At 65.8% G+C, this 19,109-nt stretch carries 19 protein-coding genes; 1 reads left to right on the top strand and 18 read right to left on the bottom strand.

Annotation, left to right across the window (positions count from 1 at the left end):
* Nucleotides 1-38: 38 nt before the first annotated feature.
* Entirely contained in the window at nucleotides 39-638 is a 600-nt protein-coding gene (locus PSCI_RS29215) for a hypothetical protein (RefSeq protein WP_144403300.1), read from the top strand.
* Nucleotides 639-1,339: 701 nt separating this feature from the next.
* Here PSCI_RS29215 and PSCI_RS20875 read toward each other — a convergent pair.
* The 18 genes from PSCI_RS20875 to PSCI_RS20790 form a co-directional block, all read right to left on the bottom strand.
* Nucleotides 1,340-1,582, bottom strand: coding sequence for a DUF2274 domain-containing protein (locus tag PSCI_RS20875; RefSeq protein ID WP_036193229.1), 243 nt, complete (start codon nucleotides 1,580-1,582; stop codon nucleotides 1,340-1,342).
* On the bottom strand, nucleotides 1,579-2,853 hold the full coding sequence (locus tag PSCI_RS20870) for a TrbI/VirB10 family protein (protein ID WP_036193230.1): 1,275 nt from the start codon (nucleotides 2,851-2,853) through the stop codon (nucleotides 1,579-1,581). The genes PSCI_RS20875 and PSCI_RS20870 overlap by 4 nt, the downstream gene beginning before the upstream one ends.
* A gap of 2 nt (nucleotides 2,854-2,855) precedes the next feature.
* Entirely contained in the window at nucleotides 2,856-3,848 is a 993-nt protein-coding gene (gene trbG / locus PSCI_RS20865; RefSeq protein ID WP_005304503.1) for a P-type conjugative transfer protein TrbG, read from the bottom strand.
* On the bottom strand, nucleotides 3,845-4,549 hold the full coding sequence (trbF, locus tag PSCI_RS20860) for a conjugal transfer protein TrbF (RefSeq protein WP_005304512.1): 705 nt from the start codon (nucleotides 4,547-4,549) through the stop codon (nucleotides 3,845-3,847). The genes trbG and trbF overlap by 4 nt, the downstream gene beginning before the upstream one ends.
* A 12-nt stretch (nucleotides 4,550-4,561) precedes the next feature.
* Nucleotides 4,562-5,947, bottom strand: coding sequence for a P-type conjugative transfer protein TrbL (trbL, locus tag PSCI_RS20855; protein ID WP_034011154.1), 1,386 nt, complete (start codon nucleotides 5,945-5,947; stop codon nucleotides 4,562-4,564).
* Nucleotides 5,944-6,264, bottom strand: coding sequence for a hypothetical protein (locus tag PSCI_RS20850; protein WP_017677041.1), 321 nt, complete (start codon nucleotides 6,262-6,264; stop codon nucleotides 5,944-5,946). Before PSCI_RS20850 ends, trbL begins: the two co-directional genes overlap by 4 nt.
* 12 nt (nucleotides 6,265-6,276) lie before the next feature.
* Nucleotides 6,277-7,002, bottom strand: coding sequence for a P-type conjugative transfer protein TrbJ (gene trbJ, locus PSCI_RS20845; protein ID WP_036193234.1), 726 nt, complete (start codon nucleotides 7,000-7,002; stop codon nucleotides 6,277-6,279).
* Nucleotides 6,999-9,452, bottom strand: a complete 2,454-nt coding sequence (gene trbE / locus PSCI_RS20840) for a conjugal transfer protein TrbE (protein WP_036193236.1) — start codon at nucleotides 9,450-9,452, stop codon at nucleotides 6,999-7,001. The genes trbJ and trbE overlap by 4 nt, the downstream gene beginning before the upstream one ends.
* Before the next feature lie 12 nt (nucleotides 9,453-9,464).
* On the bottom strand, nucleotides 9,465-9,737 hold the full coding sequence (locus PSCI_RS20835) for a VirB3 family type IV secretion system protein (protein ID WP_033453500.1): 273 nt from the start codon (nucleotides 9,735-9,737) through the stop codon (nucleotides 9,465-9,467).
* On the bottom strand, nucleotides 9,734-10,126 hold the full coding sequence (locus PSCI_RS20830) for a TrbC/VirB2 family protein (protein WP_045490645.1): 393 nt from the start codon (nucleotides 10,124-10,126) through the stop codon (nucleotides 9,734-9,736). The genes PSCI_RS20835 and PSCI_RS20830 overlap by 4 nt, the downstream gene beginning before the upstream one ends.
* Nucleotides 10,123-11,175, bottom strand: coding sequence for a P-type conjugative transfer ATPase TrbB (trbB, locus tag PSCI_RS20825; protein ID WP_045490643.1), 1,053 nt, complete (start codon nucleotides 11,173-11,175; stop codon nucleotides 10,123-10,125). Before trbB ends, PSCI_RS20830 begins: the two co-directional genes overlap by 4 nt.
* A complete protein-coding gene (locus PSCI_RS20820) occupies nucleotides 11,172-11,636 on the bottom strand; it encodes a ribbon-helix-helix protein, CopG family (RefSeq protein WP_045490641.1) in 465 nt (154 codons plus the stop codon). The genes trbB and PSCI_RS20820 overlap by 4 nt, the downstream gene beginning before the upstream one ends.
* Nucleotides 11,633-13,639: a conjugal transfer protein TraG gene (locus PSCI_RS20815; protein ID WP_045490639.1), complete on the bottom strand. Its 2,007-nt coding sequence runs from the start codon at nucleotides 13,637-13,639 to the stop codon at nucleotides 11,633-11,635. The genes PSCI_RS20820 and PSCI_RS20815 overlap by 4 nt, the downstream gene beginning before the upstream one ends.
* Before the next feature lie 236 nt (nucleotides 13,640-13,875).
* Nucleotides 13,876-14,154 (bottom strand): EexN family lipoprotein, encoded by a 279-nt coding sequence (locus PSCI_RS20810; RefSeq protein ID WP_045490637.1) that lies wholly within the window; start codon nucleotides 14,152-14,154, stop codon nucleotides 13,876-13,878.
* On the bottom strand, nucleotides 14,151-15,095 hold the full coding sequence (locus tag PSCI_RS20805) for a LysR family transcriptional regulator (protein WP_045490635.1): 945 nt from the start codon (nucleotides 15,093-15,095) through the stop codon (nucleotides 14,151-14,153). The genes PSCI_RS20810 and PSCI_RS20805 overlap by 4 nt, the downstream gene beginning before the upstream one ends.
* A gap of 102 nt (nucleotides 15,096-15,197) precedes the next feature.
* Nucleotides 15,198-16,451, bottom strand: coding sequence for an FAD-dependent monooxygenase (locus PSCI_RS20800; RefSeq protein ID WP_084710054.1), 1,254 nt, complete (start codon nucleotides 16,449-16,451; stop codon nucleotides 15,198-15,200).
* Between the two features lie 10 nt (nucleotides 16,452-16,461).
* Nucleotides 16,462-17,940 (bottom strand): efflux transporter outer membrane subunit, encoded by a 1,479-nt coding sequence (locus PSCI_RS20795; RefSeq protein ID WP_045490633.1) that lies wholly within the window; start codon nucleotides 17,938-17,940, stop codon nucleotides 16,462-16,464.
* A gap of 51 nt (nucleotides 17,941-17,991) precedes the next feature.
* Nucleotides 17,992-19,107: an ABC transporter permease gene (locus PSCI_RS20790; RefSeq protein WP_045490631.1), complete on the bottom strand. Its 1,116-nt coding sequence runs from the start codon at nucleotides 19,105-19,107 to the stop codon at nucleotides 17,992-17,994.
* Nucleotides 19,108-19,109: the final 2 nt, after the last annotated feature.

Genomic DNA, 19,109 nt, shown 5'->3' with positions numbered 1-19,109 from the left:
TAATGAGGTGAACATTCGATTCAGTGAGGCTAATTGTCATGGAACGCTCTATTTTATTCAGCACAACAATGGTCGATACCATTCTGGCAGACAGAAAGACGGTCACCCGTCGCACGATCACCGCCCGCTCCCCACCGGCCTGCCCCTACGGGCCGCCCGGCACACGCTTGTGGCTCAAAGAGGATTGTTACGCCTATGGCCTCTGGGAATCGAGATACAGCCTGACAAGGCATCGTCAACTCAAACACTTCGTGGACATGACCCTGCAATCCGGGCAGAGCTATCAGCACACACCTCCCGAGGCGTTCAATAGCGCAGCAGCGCCCGCCGACCATCCCGCCTGGTGGCACCGCCCCAGTCGCTCGATGCCCCGCCAAGCTTCACGCGGCCTGATAGAAGTCATCAGTATCAGTACCGAGCAACTGCACGACATCACCGATGAGCAGGCACAGGCTGAAGGTTTTTACCCTGTGAATGACAGTATCCAGGTGTACTTCGCCAATCATTTGCCCGCCCCGCACACCGGTCTCAGTCCCACCCCGGTGATCGCCTTCGCCAGTTGGTGGCAGGTTTCACACCGAGAGCAATCCTGGAGCGATAACCCGCTGGTGTGGGTGATCACGTTCAGACGCCTGTGAGACCGTCCGAACGCTAAAGCCGTATTTCAGCGTTGTTTTGTAGGCCCATGATTTGTCGAGATTTTTTAATTTGCCTGAAATGCAACATCTTGTGCCATCTCGGCACCCGACAGGCTTGCTTCGCAGGGCCTTGATGTATATATTCCCTGCTCTTGTCGTTATGCCCCGATGGCGAAATTGGTAGACGCAAGGGACTTAAAATCTGTTTTGTCAAGTCCTTTCTGCTAGAACTACCGAGCCAGAAGGTCAATAGTGACAACGGTTTGCGGGCATCCGAGCTGTAGCTTTGCAGCTAGGCTTGACGGCCAGGGGCCAGCTAGGCGCCAGTAGATGGAGGTAGGTGTTTTCAGTGCGTTGAGCACTACGCCCGAGTGGTGAAATCGGTAGACACAAGGGACTTGAACAATTTGAGCCTTCGGGGGGAAACGCCCGAAGTGAAGCCCGTCAAAGTCGGCGAACGCCCTGGATGCTTTTGCATCCGAGCCAACGCCGAGCCAAGCCCAAGCTACAGCTTGGGAAGGTGTAGAGAGCAGACGGCGGGCACCTACGGCCGCAAGGCTATGGTGAAGGCGTGCTCCAGACCACGAACGCCCTGCGTTTGAGCAGGGCGGCGGCGAAAGTCGAAGTGGTAAGAAAATCCCTCGCCGAAAGGCGTGCCGGTTCGATTCCGGCCTCGGGCACCAATCCAGAGCCGCCCCTGTTCACGCAGGGGCGGCTTTTCCGTTCTTGGGCTGTGTGCGCTTGAATCCCCGATCCCCCGCCATAAACGCCTCCAGCATGTGCGGGATCAACTTCTCTGCATCGACCGCCTCGCCATACGCCTGCGCGTGCAGCGCGGCGTAGCGGTCGAGGTCGGCTTTCAAGCTGGCCGGGCAGGCAAAGGTCAGTTTGACGCTTTCGGTCTTGGGCAGCGGCCCGAGCCGCAGCTTCTTGGTCGTGCTCATTGCGAAGCTCCCCGATTGAAGAACAGCGGCTGGTACGGCCGCAGCACCAGATCCCGGTTGACGATGATTCGCACGGGCAGGCCAGGCCGCTCGGTCAGCGTCGGCTGGATGTTCATGTTGCGTCGGGTGATCTCCTGGCCGACCTGATTGATGCTGTCCTGGGCGCTGTCACGCCCGGCGATGACGATGCGGTTGCCGTCTTGGCGGTTCTCCGGCGCGGCCAGTTCTGCGCCGACGCCCAGCAGCGTCGTCAGCACCGCGCCCGCGACGATGCGCTTCCAGTGCCAGTCCACATCGTCTTCCAAGCCGGCGTAGCCGGCTGGATCGGTGCCCACAAGGTTGTCGAGCGTCAGCGAAGACGTGTCCGGCAGGATGACCCGGTTCCACACCACCTGCACACGGCTCTGCCCGTAGCTGACCTGGCTGTTGTAGCGCCCAAGGATGCGCGATCCCTGCGGGATCAGCAGGAACTTGCCAGTTGCCGTGTCAAAAACCGGCTCCGTCACCGTGGCGATCACGTCGCCCGGCAAGTCCGACTTGATGCCCGTCACCAGCGCGCCCGCGATCACGGTTCCGGCCATCACCTGATAGGGCGACGCCGGCAGCGCCAGATTGCCGGAATTGCGGGTTTCCGTAGAGCCGGCTTTCAGGAACGCCTCTTTCTGGTCTTGCCGGTTCTGTACGGCGGTCGGGTCGGCAGGCTGCGTCGCCACCGATGCCGGCCCGGCCGCGAGTGGGTCGAAGGCCGCGAGCGCGCTTGCACCACCAGGCGCACCCGGTGTCGCCTGCGCCACGGTCGCGGCGGCTTGGCCTTGGCCGCCCGAGCGGAAGAACACCGACGAAGCCGCAGCGGCTTCCGCCTCCTTGCGCAAGGCATCGTTGGGGTCGTGGCCGGGGGCCGCGTAAGCGGCCACGGCCGGCTGCTGCGAGTTCACGATGGCAGGGCCGAGGTCGCCCGGCAGCGGCGGCCCCAGCTCGGGCACCTTCGGCGGCAGCTTCGAGTAGTCGGCCGGCAGACCATCCAGCCCTTCGGACTTCGAGACGCGATCGACGTTGTATAGCTCGGTCTGCTCGTCGGCGCTGCGCCGCTGCGGTTGCAGCGACCAGATCGTGGCCCCGAGCACGGCGACCGAAAGGCCGCCGACGAGGATGGCCAGCGTGCGCCGGTTCAGGCGAGTGACCGGACGCGGCTGGGCGCGCAGCGCCACCGCTTCCGGCGCGACCTTGCCTGCCTGCGGCATGGCGAGGTCGGGGGTGTCGTCCTGGCTCATGGTCAGTTCCTCCGCGCAACGCCGTCCGTGCGCTCAATTCGCACCACGTCGCCCTTGTCCCCGCCCAGGCGCAGTTCGGCGGCACCGAACAGCCGATCCACGATGTAGTACGGCGAGCGGAAGCGGTAGTTGACCAGTTGCCCGTCGCCTTCCGGCCCGATCACGAACAGCGGCGGCAGCTCGCCTTGCGCGATGCCGGCGGGGAACTGGATATAGACCTTCTGCCCGTCGTCGAATGCGCGCAGCGGCTTCCACGGCGGGTTGCTACCGCTGACCGCGTAGCGGAAGCGCAGGTTCTCCAGCGACAAGCCGGAGTCCACCGGCGCGGCGGCGCTGGCCGCCTGCGCCTGGCGCTGCAAGGCCAGCATCCGGTCACGCGGATACTCCCAAGAAGCCGACGCCATCCATGTCTTTTCCGTCGAAGCCAACTCCAGCAGGTATGTCCTGCGGTTGGTGGTGATGACGAGATTGGTCTTGAGGCCCGAGCGGATCGGCTTGACCAGCACATTGACGCGCAGGTCAGCACCGCTGCCGCTCGACGTATCGCCCACGATCCAGCGCACGGTATCACCAGCGGCCACCGTCACCAGCTCCTCGCCCGGCTGGAGCGAAATCACGGTCACGCGGCCCACGGCTGCATAGACTTGGTAGAGCGCGCCATCGGTGAACGGCCACACCTGAATTGCGTTGACGTATCCCTCGCGCGTGGGTGCGACGCGCGCCTCGGCATTGGCCCGAGAGACGCGCACCTTCTCGTCGGCTGGCTCCGGCGTGGGCTTGGCGTCCTCGGCTTCGGGCAATGGCTTCAACTGCGCCGGCATCGGCAGCACCTCGGGCACCGCCACCACCTCCACCGGCGCGGGTGGCTCGGGTAGCGGCTGGGCCTGCACTGGCTCATCGAGCGAGATGGTCGGCGGTGGCTTGCCCTGCGTGGCGCAGCCCGCCAGGGCAAGCAAGATCACCGGCAAGGCGGATTTACGGAAAAGATCATTCATGGCTTGGCTCCTTCGGAAGAATCCAGTTCGCGGCTCCACGACAGGCCGTTGACGTAGATGCCCAGGGGGTTCTTGCGCAGGCGTTCTTCGGTGCGCGGCGGCTGGAGCACGATGGACACCACGGCCGTCCACCGCTCCAAGCCCGCCGCGGCGCCGTTGACGTAGCGGCGTTCCGTCCAGCGCACGTTGAAAGACGTGTCGCTGGCGCGCACGACGCTGGTGATCTGCACCGTCACCGACTCCTTGCCGATGCGCGCGAACGGGTCGTTGACCCGTGCGTAGTCGTTGAGCACGGCCGCGCCCTTGTCGGTCGTGTAGTCGTAGGCGTCCAGCCAGTTCTGGCGGACGACGATGGGGTCGATAGACAGCGAGCGCACCAGCGTCACGAAGCGCGCGATGTGGTGCGCGGTCTGCGCATCGTTGGGCCGGTATGGCGTGGCGGCTTCGCCCACGGCGCGTACCTGGCCCGCGTTGTCCACCTCCACGACGTAGGGCGTCACGATGGATTGCGCCGAGCGCCACACCAGGCCGCCGGCCATCAGCAGCGCAAGCGTCAGGCAGCCGAAGGCCATCAGGCGCCAGTTCTTCGCCTGCACGCGCGGCGAGCCGATGCGCTCGTCCCACACCTGGCCGGCAGCTTGGTACGGCGTGGCAGGCTGCGGCGTGTCGGCGTAGCGCACCTGCGGTTTCTTGAATCGCATGGTCAGTTCTCCTTATGAATCGGAATCGCGCAGGCTCGGCCCCTGGCCGGAGCCGCCGCCATCGCCACCGCGCAGTGCGTGGGCGGTGGTGGTCGCGGCGTGGGTGAGTTGCTGGCGGCGATGCAGGCGCTTGGCCCAAGCGGGCTGTTCCTGTGTCTGCGCCGTAGCGGCGCCGGATGCGGCCTCGCCTGCGGCACCCTGACCGGATGCCGCGCCCGCGCCGCCATCGGCAGCAGCGCCATTCCAGCCAGCGCGGAAGGGAGCGGCCATGCGTTGCCCGGCAGCGGAAGCGCGGGATGCAGCGCCTCGCCCGGCTGCCTGCGCGCCGGTCTTGGCGACGTTGCCCAGGCCCGCCATCGCGCCCTTCGCGCCGCCGCCAGCGGCGGCGGAACCGGCCTGGAACGCCGACTTCGCACTGCTGGCCGCCGACGTGGCGGCGCGCGCACCGCTACCGGCCAGCTTGGCGGCAGCCGGGGCCATGCGCGCACCAGCAGCCACGGCGCCACCCACGCCCGTCGCGGCGGCGCCGATGGCGACGGCCGTGCCGGCAGCGCCGACAGCAGCACCGGCCATTGCGCCAGCGCCGAGCTGCGGCGCACCGGAGACGAGGCCCGTGGCGATGCCGGGGCCGAAGATCCCGAGCGCCAGCAAGGTGAGCGAGGCCAGCATGATGACCAGCGCGTGGTCGATGGACGGCTCGGCGGGATGGACTTGGAACTGAGCGAACAAGCCCGAGCCGATACCGACGATCACGGCCAGCACCAGAACCTTGACGCCGGAGGCCACCACGTTGCCCAAGACCTTTTCGGCGAGGAACGCGGTCTTGTTCCAGAGCGCGAATGGCACCAGCACGAATCCGGCGAGCGTGGTCAGCTTGAACTCGATCAGCGTGATGAACAGTTGGATCGCCAGCACGAAGAAGCACAAGACCACGACCAGCCACGCGAGGAACATCACCACGATGGGGTCGAGGTTCACGAACACTTCGGGAAAGCCCGCCATCTCGCCGATCTGCTCCAGAATCGGCGCCCCGGCGTCGATGCCGGTTTTCGCCAACCGGCCAGGCTGCAAGAAGTTCTCCATCGTGATGGCCGAGCCGGTGGCGGTGATGCCCAATCCCGCAAACGAGCGGAACACGATGCTGGCCAGCCAGTTGAAGTTATTGATGATGTAGGCGAAGGCGCCGACGTAGAGCACCTTGCGCAGCAGCTTGGCGATCACGTCCTCGCCCTGGCCGGTGGCATGGCTCATGGCCCAATACAGGCCGGCGATCGTCATGTCGATGACGATCAGCGTGGCCGTGAGGAACGCCACTTCGCCCCGCAGCAGCCCGAAACCCGAGTCGATATAAGCGGCAAAGGTGTTGAGGAATTGGTCGATGATGGTCACGTCATTCATGGCGTGTCCTCCGGTTCGGCGGGAACGGCCGGCGCCATGCCATCGGCCGGTTCCTCGAAGCTCGGCGGGATCGGCGGCAGGTCGGCCAGCGTCTGGTATTCATCCGGCCCGGCCTGGCCGGAGAAGAAGCGCCGCCGGAAGGCTTCGGCGGCGGCACGGCAAGCGTCCTCGCCCGTGGCCTGCCGGTCGGCCGCGCATTGCGCGCGCAATGCCTTCAGCCGCACGGGATCGGCGGCCAAGGCATCGGCAAGGTGGTCGGCCGGCTGCTCGCCGCAAGCGGCCAGCAGCGCGACACACAGGACGAGGACGCATCGCATGGCGGCCTCCCGTCAGTTGCCGTAGAAGTTCACGGACTGCGGCGTGTACGGCGTGCCGTCGCCCAGGAAGCGCCGCCGCACCTCGCGGGCGCGCTCCGTGGCTGCCGCCTGCCGCGCCAGTTCCAGCGACGCCGCCCGGTCTTGCGTGATCTGGAGCCGCTGCGACTGGATCGACTGCTTGGCCTGCAAGGCCAGCAACTGATTCATGGCCTGCATCGCCTGCAACGCACCTTCGGCCGACTGGCTCTTGCCCACGAGGTCGGCCAGCACGCTTTCGTCTTCGCCCAGGTTCTGCGACACCTGCGCCTGCATCTGCATGGTGGTCTGCAAGCCGTTGAGCGTGTTCCGCCAACGCTCCTGCGCGTCGCGGTACATCTGGTCGCCGCTGACGGTGGCGGCGTACTGTTCGGGATACAGGCGCGCGAGCTCCCGATCCAGATTCGTCACGTCGTAGGCCAAGCCCCTGGCCTGGGCGATCAGCCGTTCGGTTGTCGCCAGATTGGCGCGCAACTGGTTCACCACGCTGGACGGCAGGCTGGCGAGGTTGCGGGCCTGGTTCATCAGCATCTGCGCTTCGTTCTGAAGCTGCTGGATCTGGTTGTTGATCTGCTCCAGCGTGCGGATCGCGGTCAGCGTGTTCTGCACGAGGTTCGTCGGATCGACCACGACCCATTGCGCATGGGCGGTGGCAGTGCAAAGCATGGCCGCAATGGCGGCGGCGATAAGGCGCTTTTTCATGGCAGGTTCTCCAGGGGTTGGTCAGCGAGGGAACCCGGCGCGAAGCCGGGGAACGAGGGCAGCAGGTCGGCCGCCCAATCGAGGCCGCGATGGCGCAGCCAGGCGCCCGCGAAGCCGGGCACGCCGGCGTCCAGCAGCACGCGGTCTATGTCGCGCTGGTCTTGCGGCGTGGAAGCGCCCGCAAACGCCAGCGCCGCTGGCCCCAGGTCGAGGTCGAACAGGCGGTTGCCGAGGCGGGATTGGTAGTAGTAGTCGCGCTTGGGCTGCGCGGTGGCGACGATTTCGATCTGCCGCCTGTTGAGGCCGAAGCCCTCGTAGATCGTGCGAATCTGCGGCTCAGTCGCCTGCGGGTTCGGCAAGAAGATGCGGCTTGCGCAGCTTTCGATGATCGCGGGCGCGATGCTCGAATCCTTGATGTCGGCCAGGCTCTGCGTGGCGAAGATGACGCTGACGTTCTTTTTCCTGAGCGTCTTGAGCCACTGCCGGATGCGCGCGGCAAACACCGGGTCATCGAGGAACAGCCACGCTTCATCGAGGATCAGCAGCGTGGGCGCCCCGTCGAAGCGTTCATCGAAACGCGCAAAGAGGTAGTGCAGCACGGCCATGACGGCGGCCTTGCTGTGCATCAGCTCCTCCATCTCGAAGCACTGCACGTCGGCCATGCCCAGCCGGTCGTGGTCGGCATCCAGCAGCTTGCCGTGGGCGCCACCGAGCACATAGGGCGACAGCGCCTGCCGCAGCGTGTTCGATTGCAGCAGCACGGAAAGTCCCGTCATCGTGCGCTGCTCCACCGGCGCACCAGCGAGACTTCCCAGCGCCGACCAGATAGCCGCCTTCTCGTCGGGGCCGACCGCCACGCCTTCGTGCAGCAAGCGGCCTTCGATCCATTCGGCGGCCCAGGTGCGGTAGCCCTCACGGTCGATGCGCGCGAGTGGCTGGAAGGCGATTTCGCCATCCGTGCCGAGGTCATAGTGCTCACCGCCCAGGCCGAGGATGGTGACGCGCATGGAGCGGCCCATGTCGAAGGCGAAGATGCGCGAGCCGCGATAACGGCGGAACTGCATCGCCAGCGTGGCGAGCAAGACCGACTTGCCCATGCCGGTCGGGCCTGCGACCAGCGTGTGGCCCACGTCGCCGATGTGCGTCACCAGCCGGAACGGCGTGGCGCCGTCGGTGCGCGTGACGATCAGCGGCGGGCCATCGAGGTGGTCGTTCTTCTCCGGCCCAGCCCATACCGCCGACACCGGCATCATGTGCGCCAAGTTCAGCGTCGAGACGATGGGCTGGCGCACGTTGGCGTAGGCGTTGCCGGGGAGCGAGGACAGCCAGGCATCCACGGCATTGAGCGTTTCGGGGATGGTGACGAACCCGCGCCCCTGGATGACGCGCTCCACCATGCGCAGCTTCTCGTCTGCGACGGCGGCGTCCTCGTCCATGACGGTGACGGTCGCCGTCAGGTAGCCGAAGGCGACTTGATCGCTGCCCAGTTCCTGCAAGGCGGCGTCCGCATCGGCGGCCTTGTTGCTGGCGTCGGTATCGACCAGCGGGCTTTCTTGCTGGAAGATCGTTTCGCGCAGCAGCGCGATGACGTTCTTCCGTTTCGCAAACCACTGCCGGCGCAAGCGCCCCAACTCCTGTTCCGCCTCGGATTTGTCGAGGCACAAGAATCGTGTACTCCAGCGATACCCAAATCCAAGGCGGTTGAGGTCGTCCAGAATCCCCGGCCAGGTCGAGGTCGGGAAGCCGCGCACCGACACCACGCGCAGGTGCCGGTCGCCCAACATGGGCGCAAGGCCACCGACCAGCGGCGAGTCGGTCAGCAGCGCGTCGATGTGGAACGGCACTTCGGGCACGCCCACGCGATAGCGTCGCGTCGAGATGGTCGAGTGCAGATAGGTCAGCGTCTGGCTGTCGTCCAGCCAGGAGACTTCCGGCATCACGCCATCGAGCAGGTCAAAGACCCGATCCGTTTCCGCAACGAAGGATTGCAGCCGCTCGCGCCAGTCCACGCCATTCGTCGGCGTGTTCTCGTAGAGCATCTTGGCGGCTCGGGCGCGCGACTCCTCCGGCGGCAGGTATTGCAGCGTGAAGTGGTAGATGCTCTCGAAATGGCTGTCCGACTCCTCGAACGCCGCACGTCGTTCCTCGTCCACCAGCCACGACAGCGGCTCGGGAAACGAGGACTGCGGATAGCGCGATGCCCGCATCCGCTCGGCGTCGATATAGAAGGCCCAGCCAGAGCCGGTGCGGCGAAGCGCGTTGTTCTGCCGTGCCGCCGTGGCGATCAATTCGCCCTGCGTCGCACTGTCCAAGTCGGGGCCGCGGAACTGGAACGATCGTTGAAACGACCCGTCCTTGTTCAGCACCACGCCCGGCGCGACTAGCCCAGCCCAGGGCAGCCAGTCGGCAAGCAAGGCCGGGCGCTGGCGGTATTCGGCGAGGTTTAGCATGGCGGCATCCCCTCACACGTCCAGCAGCGGGCGGTGCTTGATGTGCCGGGCGAACACGGCCATGAACTGCGGATCGACGCGCGCACCCCACACCGCCAGCGAATGGCCCACGATCCATAGCACCACGCCAGGAATCCACAGTTGCAGGCCCAGCCCGACGGCGGCGGCCAGCGTGCCGTTGGCAATCGCCACGGTGCGCGGTGCGCCTCCCAGCAAGATCGGCTCGGTGAGCGAGCGATGCAAAGGCACCTCGAACCCGGCCGCGAATGTATCCGGGGCGCTCATACGACAGCCCCGCCGGAGAAGCTGAAGAAGGACAGGAAGAAGCTCGAAGCCGCGAACGCGATGGACAGGCCGAACACGATCTGGATCAGCTTGCGAAAGCCGCCCGACGTGTCGCCGAACGCGAGCGCGAGGCCCGTGGCGATGATGATGATGACCGCGACGATGCGCGCCACCGGCCCCTGGATGGATTCGAGGATGGATTGCAGCGGGCCTTCCCACGGCATCGAGGAACCGGCGGCCTGCGCGGTTCCGGCCAAGAACAGCAGCAGCGCGGCCAGCAGCAGCCCTTGCCCCGCAGGGCGGCCCAGGCAGCGCAGCCGCGCGAGGATGGACAGGTGCGAAGGCGGATTTACGGAAACACGGAAAGCAGGAACGGTCGTCTGCGTCATGGCAGTTCTCCAAGTGAGTCAGGGGATGGGAAAGTCGCCGCAGCGGGTGCGGCATCGGAAACGGGCGGCAGCTCGGGAAACGGCGCGTCCATCGCGTCCGCCAGTTGGTAGCCCACGCCGTCGAAGCCGACGACGCGGGCGATGCTCTCGATGCGGCGCTTGCGCCCGCGCCCGGCGATGTGGATCACCACGTTGACCGCCTCGGCGATCAGCGCACGGGGCGGATTCACCGCCACTTCGAGAATCAGTTGCTCCAGGCGCAGCAGCGCGCCGAGCGCAGAGCCGGCATGGATCGTGGCGATGCCGCCGGGGTGGCCTGTGCCCCACACCTTGATGAGATCCAGCGCCTCGGCGCCGCGCACCTCGCCGACGACGACACGATCCGGGCGCAGGCGCATGGACGAACGCACCAGCTCGGTCATGGACACCACGCCTGCGCGCGTGCGCAGCGGTACGTGGTCGCGGGCCGCGCATTGCAGCTCCACCGTGTCTTCGAGCACCAGCACGCGGTCGCCGGTGGCGGCGATTTCCGCGAGCAAGGCATTGGCGAGCGTGGTCTTGCCGCTGCTGGTGGCGCCGGCGATCAAGACGTTCTGCCGCTCGCGCACGGCGCGAACGAGAAAGCCCGCCTGGGCGCTGGTCATCATCCGGTCGATGACGTACCGCTCCAGCGGGATCACGCCGATGGCCCGCTTGCGCAGCGCGAAGGCCGGCCCCGGTGCAGCCGGCGGCAAGATGCCCTCGAAGCGTTCTCCCGTCTCGGGCAACTCTGCCGACAGCAGCGGTTGGCCGCGATGCACCTCCGCGCCGACGTGGGCGGCCACGAGGCGGATGATTCGCTCGCCGTCCGCTTCGGACAGCTCCACGCCCATCGGTGCGCGCCCGCTGGAAAGCCGATCCACCCAAAGGGTGCGATCGGGATTCAGCATCACCTCCACCACGTCCGGGTCTTCGAGCGCGGCGGCGATCAGCGGCCCCATCGCCGTGCGCAGCATCTGGATGCGGCGGTCGAGCGACGTGGCGCTCATGGACTGCGGAACGGCGCTCATGACGCACGCTCCTGCGCTTGCGCGGCTGCCGCCGCGTCCTCCATCCGCATCGAGTCGGGATGCAGTTCCTCCACCACGTCGCGCACCAGGCTTCGGCCCCGCAGCAGGTGGCGGCCCAACTGTTCTACGAACTGCTCGAAGCGCGCTTTGCCCTGTGCGCGGGCAGCCTCTTGGTGCGCCTCGGGGATTGGCGTGCTGACCGTGAGGTAGTAGCGAATGAACAGCGCCAGCGTCTCGATCTGGATGTTCTGGTCGCGCTCCAGGCGCTCGGCCTGGCGCGATAGGCGATCCAACCGCTTGGCGATGGCCGCCTCGCGCTGGTCTGCTGCGTCCGGCGACAGCCAGGACGCCAAGGCAGCGGCGACGATGGACGACTTGGACACGCCTTTCTTGGCGGCCAGCTCGTCCAGGCGCTTGGCGTGCTCCGGCTGGATGAACAAGTTGAGGCGGTAGTGGCTCATAGCTCGATTCCGTCGTTGGGGTTCAGCGATGCCAGCCGGGCCGTGCGCTGCATGGCTGGATCAAGCTGGCGAGGAAGGGGAAGCGGTAGGTCGTCGTCGTCGTCGAGCAGAGCGAGGTCGGCCGCAGGCGCGGCCAGCTCGGGGGCATAGGCAACGGCTTCGGAAAGCTCGGGCTGACGGCGCGGGCCGCCGTCGTCGGCGGCCAAGCTGCCCAGGCCATCGGCGGATGCCGTGGCCGGTACGGCAGGCGTTGGCGGAATCGCCAGTCCGCTCCAGTCGTCAGGGCGCAGCGGCGGCGCGTCGGCATACTGCGCACCCGCAAGCGCGGGCGGCGGCAGCACGCGGCGCTTGAAATTGGCGTCCGCGTAGTAGCGCAGCTTCTTCGCCTTGATCGGCGCCACGCTGGACACCATCACCACGGCCTCGTCCGGTGGAAGCTGCATCACCTCGCCCGGCGTCAGCAGCGGGCGCGCGGTTTCCTGGCGCGACACCATCAGGTGGCCCAGCCACGGCGCGAGCCGGTGGCCCGCGTAGTTGCGCTGGGCGCGCAGTTCGGTGGCTGTACCGAGCGTTTCGGAAATGCGTTTGGCGGTACGTTCGTCGTTCGTGGCGAACGTCACCCGAACGTGGCAGTTGTCCAGGATCGAATGGTTCTGGCCGTAGGCTTTGTCGATCTGGTTCAGGCTCTGCGCGATGAGGAAGCTGCGGATGCCGTAGCCCGCCATGAAGGCCAGCGCCGTCTCGAAGAAGTCCAAGCGCCCCAGCGCCGGGAACTCATCGAGCATCAGCAGCAGCTTGTGGCGGCGCTCGATGCCGTCGGAGCCATCGAGCGATTCGGTGAGGCGCCGGCCGATCTGGTTGAGGATCAGGCGGATGAGCGGCTTCGTCCGCGATATGTCCGAAGGCGGCACCACCAGGTACAGCGATACCGGATGCTCTGCCGCGATCAGGTCGGCGATGCGCCAGTCGCAGCGCGACGTGACTTCGGCCACCGTAGGGTCGCGGTACAGGCCAAGGAACGACATGGCGGTGCTCAACACGCCGGAACGCTCGTTGTCCGACTTGTTGAGCACTTCGCGCGCCGCCGAAGCGACGACAGGATGCGGCCCATCGCCCAGGTGGGGCGTGGTCATCATCCGATGCAAGGTCAGCTCGAACGGGCTGGCCGGGTCGGAGAGGAAGTTGGCGACGCCGCGCAGCGTCTTGTCTTCGCCCGCGTAGAGCACATGCAGGATGGCCCCGACCAGCAGCGCGTGACTGGTCTTCTCCCAATGGTTGCGCTTCTCCAGCGCGCCTTCGGGATCGACCAGAATGTCCGCGATGTTCTGCACGTCGCGCACTTCATGCGCGCCGCGCCGTACCTCTAGCAGCGGGTTGTAGGCCGCCGACTTCGCATCGGTCGGGTTGAATAGCAGGCAATGCGAGAAGCGCGAGCGCCAGCCGGCGGTGATCTGCCAGTTCTCGCCCTTGATGTCGTGGATGACGGCCGACGCGGGCCAGCTCAACAAGGTGGGCACCACCAGGCCCACGCCCTTGCCCGAGCGCGTGGGCGCGAAGGTCAGGACGTGTTCCGGGCCTTCATGTCGCAGGTACTGGCGATCGTGCTGGCCCAGGAACACACCGGCAGGCTGCGTGAGGCCGGCCCTGCGAATGTCCTGCGCGTTGGCCCAGCGCGCAGAGCCGTAGGTCGTGACCAGGCGCGCTTGGCGCGAGCGCCATACCGACATGGCGATGGCGACGCCCACGGCGACCATGCCGCTGGCGCCGGCAATGGCGCCGCCGGTGTCGAAGACTTCCGGCGCATAGGCGCCGAAGAAGAACCACCACTCAAACAGCTTCCACGGGTGATAAATCGAAGTGCCAAGGAAGTCGAACCAGGGCGAGCCAAGGCGTACTTGATAGCCAAGGGCCGCTGCTGTCCATTGTGTGGCGCCCCACACGCCGGCGATCACGATGCCGAATACCACGGCGATCTGACCGAACAGCACGTTCGTCCCTTGCATGACCTGGCCTCCGATTTCTCCTGCGCTGATTCCTCATGGAAGAAGCGGCACAAGGGCGTGCCGCAGGCGTCAGGTTCGGTGCCGGGTCAGTGCCGGTCAAAGACCGTTTTCAGCAGAAAGGTCGAGCAAAAAGGCAGAATGAGTGCGACAGCCAGCCAAAGAAAAACGCCGCAAGCGCAGGCGCATTGCGGCGTGTCGATCAAAAAAATGAAGACGATGCGGCGAACCGCCAACGATCAGAACTTGGGCGGTTCCTTCGGCGGCGTGTACGGCGTTTCGCCGTCGCCATAGAACCGCTTGCGTGTGGCTTCGGCTACCCGATTGCACAGCACGTCGCCGAGCTTCGGGCGGTCGGTCTTGCATTGCTGGCGCAGTTCCTTGAGCCGTTCGGGATTGGCCGCCAGTTCTTCCACCGTTGGGATATTCGCTTCCGAAGTGTTGGCCTTCTGAGTCGTTTCGGACTGGCCGCAGGCAGTCAACACGGCCACCAGCAAGAATGGGACGATCTTCTTCATGGCGCAGGTTCCTCCAGGTGATCGGAATGATGGCCCGGCTTGGGCCTTGGGGGTTCCGGTGATTCGACGGCCTGCACGCGCTCAATGAACCGCGCAAGCTCCTCGGACGGCTCGCCTGCGGCGTGCAGTAGGTAGGTCGTCAGCGGTGGCACGCGCAGCGCCAGCGGCCGGGCGACTACGCCCGGTTCATGGCTGGCGGCAATACGCGCGGCACCTGCCAGGCCAAGCGCGAAGCCGGCCGATACCAGCGCCATCATCAAATCACACGAAGCGACTCGTTCTGCGACCAATGGCTCCATGTCTACCCGGCGCAGTATCCGATCGACGTGCTTTGCAGGGCCTTCACACACTTGCGGATCACACAGGACAAGCGGATAGCGCAGCAGTTCATCCAGGGGAATGCGCTTATGGGCCAGCAGCGGATGCCGCGCGGGCACCGCCACCATGATCGGATCGCTCCAGACAGGTATGGCGGTGATGCCATCGCCCACTTCATCGGACTGCGTGAACCCCACGTCGTACAGGTCGTCATGCAGGCCCTTGAGCTGCTGCGACAGCGGCACCTCGAAGAACCGTATTTCGACTTCCGGTTCCTCCTGCCGGCATAGCGCCAGCACGGCCGGCAAGCGCGAGGGCGTAATGCCGTCCGACAAGGCCACGCGCAACTGGCCATGAAAACCGTTTGCCGCCGCTTTCACGCTGTCGCGTGCTTGTTCCAAGGCCGTGAACACGCGGCGCACGTGTTCCAAGAACAGCGTGCCAGCGCGGGTCAGTCGTGTGGTGCGCGTGGTGCGGACGAACAGCGCCACGCCCAAGTCTTCTTCCAACTCCTTGATCGCCCGCGACAATGGCGATTGCTCCATGTGCAGTCGTTCCGCTGCCCGCGCAAAGCGCAGTTCTTCAGCTACCGCAAGAAAGCAGCGCAGGTGTCGGATCTCCATAACTCTGCTGCCCCCTGATGAAGTCTGTCTTTGCCTGATGCCATCTGGATCAGACGCTTGGATTGGAAGCTCTACCCCCCACAACCTGACGGCAGTGAACACTCAGGAAATCGGACGTTCTCGTTGCTGCATGACGGGCAGAAATTTGCCCACGTGCGAGAACACCCAGCGCACTATGGGATTGGTCAAAAGTGACATCGCACGCTTGCGGATGCGGATTGCCTTGTCGCTGGCGGGGGTGAAGACGCCAATGCCGGTTTCGGCCGACTTCTGGAACTCCGCTATCCGCGGCCGCATCGTGGCTTCCCAGTCGGCGAGGGCGGCTGCGATGTCGTCGCCATGTTCTTCGAGACGCTTGCCCAGCACATTGGCGCCGGCCAGGCCGCTCGACGCGCCCATGCCCGAATAAAGTGATGGGCACCAAGCCGAATCACCGACCAGCACCACGCGCCCCTGATACCAAGTGGAAAGGCGAACCTGCTCGGCGATGTCGAACAGGGCCGCCTCGCTCGTCTCCAGTTGCCCCAATGCAGCTTCCAGGATAGGGCCGAGAGGCTCTGGCCCGAATGCCTTGCGGATTTGTTCGGTGGCCTTCCCTTTGCGCTCGGCATCGGGATTGGCCGCATACCAGGAGAACAGTACCGTCGATCGCCGATCATCGAAGGGAAAGACGGTGAACGAACGACCAGGCTCGATGATCTGCCCTCCGACCCCGCTTGGCAGCGTGGGTAGATCCTCCTGAAGCGCATAGGCGCAGATCATGGTGCCAAGACGCTGCAAGCCGCCAAGCGCAGGAGGGAATGCAAGACGGCGCACCGTGGAACGGATGCCATCGGCACCGATCACAAGGTCGAACCAGCGGCGGCTCACGCCCTGCGGCCCTTCAAGCGTCACCTCGACACAATCCCCATCTTGCTCGATCGCGGTCGGAGTGGTCGAGAAGTGGATTTCCGTGTCGGGCGCTACCTCTTGCAATGTCTTCCAGACTGCGTCTTCGACATCACCCCGCATGGTGAGGTAGGGATTGATCGGTATGTCGGCGAAACTCAGGCCCGGAGATCGATTCCCTTGCCGATCGATGACATAGGTCATGCTTTCGGCCCTGTGATCGACCAAGCGATCTCCGACTCCTAGATCGGCGGCAGCCGATCGCCCCACACCCATCACGGCAATGAAGTAGCCGCCCCGGCGGCGGGCTGGCGCACGTTCGACAACGACGGGATGCCACCCCGCACGGTGCAGCGCAATCGCGCACGCGATGCCACTGATGCCAAGTCCTACCACCAGCGCAGTGCGCCTTGCCACGGCAGGGGCCTTCGACATGTCTGCTTCCAGCTCAGGGCCATTTTTCCGCATGGTTCTCTCCTCACTCCATTCCTTTTCCTGCCGCGTTCTCCGTGTCCAACGGCACGTTGCCGATGGCCTTGTTGACGGTGACGTAGCGCGTACTCAAACGTCCCTCGCTGGCCGCCAGGTCACGGCGGGCTTGCAGATAGCTGCGCTGGGCGTCGAGTACGGCAGTGAAATCGGTGACGCCACCGTCGTAGCGCGCCTGTGCAAGCTGATAGGCATCGCCGGCCGCATCGCTGCGGGTTTGCAGTTCGCGCGCCTGACGCTGCTCGGCGCTGTAGGCGGACAGCGAATCGTCGATTTCCTGCCAGGCTTTCAGCACGGTCTGTTGGTAGTTGATGGCGGCCTCTTGCTGTTGCAGTTCGCGCAGTTGCACGGTGGCCTTGCGTCGGCCATGGTCGAAGATCGGCAGGCCGAGGCTGGGGCCAACCGACCATGTGCGGCTGCCCCAGTCGGAAAATTCGTCGCTCAGGTAGGACTCGTAGCCGAACGTCGCACCAAGCCGGATGCTGGGGTACAGGTCGGCCCTGGCGATGCCGATGCTGGCGGTGGCGCTGTGCAGGCGCGCTTCGGCGGCGCGGATGTCGGGGCGGCGCAGCGCGACTTCCGATGGCAAGCCGAGGGCAAGATCGGGCAACGAAGTCCCGGCGTCGGCTTCGCGCGGCGCGAGTTCGGCCCGCAGCGCCCCCGGGCGTTCGCCCAGCAGCAGTGCGATCTGATTGGCGCTGGCGGCTTCCTGCGCCAGCAGCGGCGGCAGTTGCGCTTTCAATGCGGCCAGTTCGGCGCGCTGGCGTTGCAGGTCGGTGTGGTCGAGCACGCCGCCATCCACGCGCGCTTGCAGCAGCGCGGCGCGGTCTTCCAGTGCGGCGATGTCCTCGCGCATCAAGCGGATCTGCCGCTGGGCGGTGCGCAGCTCGAAGTAATTGCGTGCCACGTCGCTGGCCAGGCTGAGGCGGGCCAGATCGAGCAGCGCAGCCTGTTGGCCGACATCGGCATCGGCGGCTTCCACGGATCGGCGCACGCGGCCCCACAAATCCAGCTCCCACGAAGCGTCGAAACCGGCCTGGTACAGCGTGAACGGTTCGGCCAGCAACTCGGTGAGGCTGGGGTCGGCCCCCATGATGCCGATCATGCGCGTGCTGGCACCGCTCTCGCTCTGGCGTTGGCGGGTGGCGCTTCCGCTGGCGTTGACTTCCGGCCCGCGCTGCGCGGCCACCGTGCTGCGCTGCGCACGCGCCTGGGCGAAGCGCAGCGCGGCGGTGCGCAGGTCGGGGCTGGCATCGGAAGCGCGCCGCTGCAACGCATCGAGCGTTGCGTCGTTGAATGCCTGCCACCACTGGGCCGGCAATGCCTGAGTGGCTTCGGTCGGGATGCGCAGCGACGCATCGCCGCTGCGCCAGCTCGTCCAGTCGTCCGGCGCGGCGGGCGTCGGCTTGACGAAGTTCGGGCCGATGGCGCAGCCGGCCAGCGCGGCGACCAGTGCAGCGGCAAGCATGCCGGGAACGAGACGATTTGGAGAACGCGGTGCGTGCATGGCGATACCCGATCAGGAAAGGCGATGACGGAACAGCCACGCCGCCAGTGGCAGCGAAATGGCGCCCATCGCGAGCAAGGGAATGAAATCGCGCCAGATGTCGATGAAACCGGCGCCTTCCAGATAGACCCGGCGCACGATGCTCACGCCGAAGCGCAGCGGGTTGGCATAAGTGGCGAATTGCAGGACTTCCGGCATGTTCTTCACCGGCGTCAGCAGGCCCGACAGCAGCATCAGCGGCATGATGAGCAGGAAGGTGTAGAGCATCGCCTGCTGCATGTTCAGCGACAGCGCCGACACCGACAGGCCGATGCCGACCGCAGCGATGTTGAAGGTGAGCAGACCCGCGTAGAGCAGCCACACCGAGCCATTCATCGGGATCTGGAACCAGAAGCGAATGACCAGGAAAATGATGGTCGATTGCAGCAGGCCAATCAGGATGGCCGGGATCGCCTTGCCAATCATGATCTGGAATGGGGTCAGCGGCGTCACCAGCAACTGGTCGAAGGTGCCTTGCTCGCGCTCACGCGCCACCGAAAGCGCGGAGATCAGCAGGGTTTGCAGCATGCTCAAGGCACCGATCAGTGCCGGCATGATGTTCCAGCGCGATTCCAGATTGGGGTTGAACCAGGCGCGGCGCTCGATGCTGACCCCCGCTGCGCCACCGCCCAGTGAAGCGTTGTAGCTGGCGACGATGGAACCGACATAGCTGGCGGCGGAACCTGCGGTGGAGGAATTGCGCCCGTCGAGGATGACCTGCAACGGCGCGCTCTGCCCTGCGTTCAAACGCTGCTGAAAATCGGCGGGAATGTTCAGCACCACCAGCGCGTCGTTGCCGTCGATCAGCTCGGCAATCTGCGCCGGTGTGGTCAGGGTAGCGGCGCGATGAAACACGCCAGTGCCGTCCAGCCGCGCCAGCAGCTCGGTCGAGGCCGCGCCGCGGCTCTGGTCGAGCACCGCGTAGGGCACGTTGGTCAGGTCGTAGGTGGCGCCGTAGCCGAACAGCAGCGACTGCATCAACACCGGGGCCAATAGCAATGCACGGCTGGCCGGCTCCTTGACCAGCGCGAGGATTTCCTTGCGGATCAGCGCACCGATCTGGGCGAGGGTGGCGAAGAAGGCTTCCATCC

Source organism: Pseudomonas sp. StFLB209 (assembly GCF_000829415.1).
Classification (GTDB): Bacteria; Pseudomonadota; Gammaproteobacteria; order Pseudomonadales; family Pseudomonadaceae; genus Aquipseudomonas.
The sequence above is the reverse complement of the archived record's forward strand: the minus strand, read 5'-3'. Positions and strand labels throughout refer to the sequence as shown.

Excerpts from the sequence above, each read along its gene's own strand:
- trbJ (WP_036193234.1), bottom strand. The coding sequence starts at position 7,002 with ATGAAAAAGCGCCTTATCGCCGCCGCCATTGCGGCCATGCTTTGCACT.
- PSCI_RS20795 (WP_045490633.1), bottom strand. The coding sequence starts at position 17,940 with ATGCTTGCCGCTGCACTGGTCGCCGCGCTGGCCGGCTGCGCCATCGGC.
- trbB (WP_045490643.1), bottom strand. The coding sequence starts at position 11,175 with ATGAGCGCCGTTCCGCAGTCCATGAGCGCCACGTCGCTCGACCGCCGC.
- trbF (WP_005304512.1), bottom strand. The coding sequence starts at position 4,549 with ATGCGATTCAAGAAACCGCAGGTGCGCTACGCCGACACGCCGCAGCCT.
- PSCI_RS20830 (WP_045490645.1), bottom strand. The coding sequence starts at position 10,126 with ATGACGCAGACGACCGTTCCTGCTTTCCGTGTTTCCGTAAATCCGCCT.
- PSCI_RS20815 (WP_045490639.1), bottom strand. The coding sequence starts at position 13,639 with ATGCAAGGGACGAACGTGCTGTTCGGTCAGATCGCCGTGGTATTCGGC.
- trbL (WP_034011154.1), bottom strand. The coding sequence starts at position 5,947 with ATGAATGACGTGACCATCATCGACCAATTCCTCAACACCTTTGCCGCT.
- PSCI_RS29215 (WP_144403300.1), top strand. The coding sequence starts at position 39 with ATGGAACGCTCTATTTTATTCAGCACAACAATGGTCGATACCATTCTG.
- trbG (WP_005304503.1), bottom strand. The coding sequence starts at position 3,848 with ATGAATGATCTTTTCCGTAAATCCGCCTTGCCGGTGATCTTGCTTGCC.
- PSCI_RS20820 (WP_045490641.1), bottom strand. The coding sequence starts at position 11,636 with ATGAGCCACTACCGCCTCAACTTGTTCATCCAGCCGGAGCACGCCAAG.
- PSCI_RS20805 (WP_045490635.1), bottom strand. The coding sequence starts at position 15,095 with ATGGAGATCCGACACCTGCGCTGCTTTCTTGCGGTAGCTGAAGAACTG.
- PSCI_RS20870 (WP_036193230.1), bottom strand. The coding sequence starts at position 2,853 with ATGAGCCAGGACGACACCCCCGACCTCGCCATGCCGCAGGCAGGCAAG.
- PSCI_RS20790 (WP_045490631.1), bottom strand. The coding sequence starts at position 19,107 with ATGGAAGCCTTCTTCGCCACCCTCGCCCAGATCGGTGCGCTGATCCGC.
- PSCI_RS20800 (WP_084710054.1), bottom strand. The coding sequence starts at position 16,451 with ATGCGGAAAAATGGCCCTGAGCTGGAAGCAGACATGTCGAAGGCCCCT.
- PSCI_RS20835 (WP_033453500.1), bottom strand. The coding sequence starts at position 9,737 with ATGAGCGCCCCGGATACATTCGCGGCCGGGTTCGAGGTGCCTTTGCAT.
- PSCI_RS20810 (WP_045490637.1), bottom strand. The coding sequence starts at position 14,154 with ATGAAGAAGATCGTCCCATTCTTGCTGGTGGCCGTGTTGACTGCCTGC.
- PSCI_RS20850 (WP_017677041.1), bottom strand. The coding sequence starts at position 6,264 with ATGCGATGCGTCCTCGTCCTGTGTGTCGCGCTGCTGGCCGCTTGCGGC.
- trbE (WP_036193236.1), bottom strand. The coding sequence starts at position 9,452 with ATGCTAAACCTCGCCGAATACCGCCAGCGCCCGGCCTTGCTTGCCGAC.
- PSCI_RS20875 (WP_036193229.1), bottom strand. The coding sequence starts at position 1,582 with ATGAGCACGACCAAGAAGCTGCGGCTCGGGCCGCTGCCCAAGACCGAA.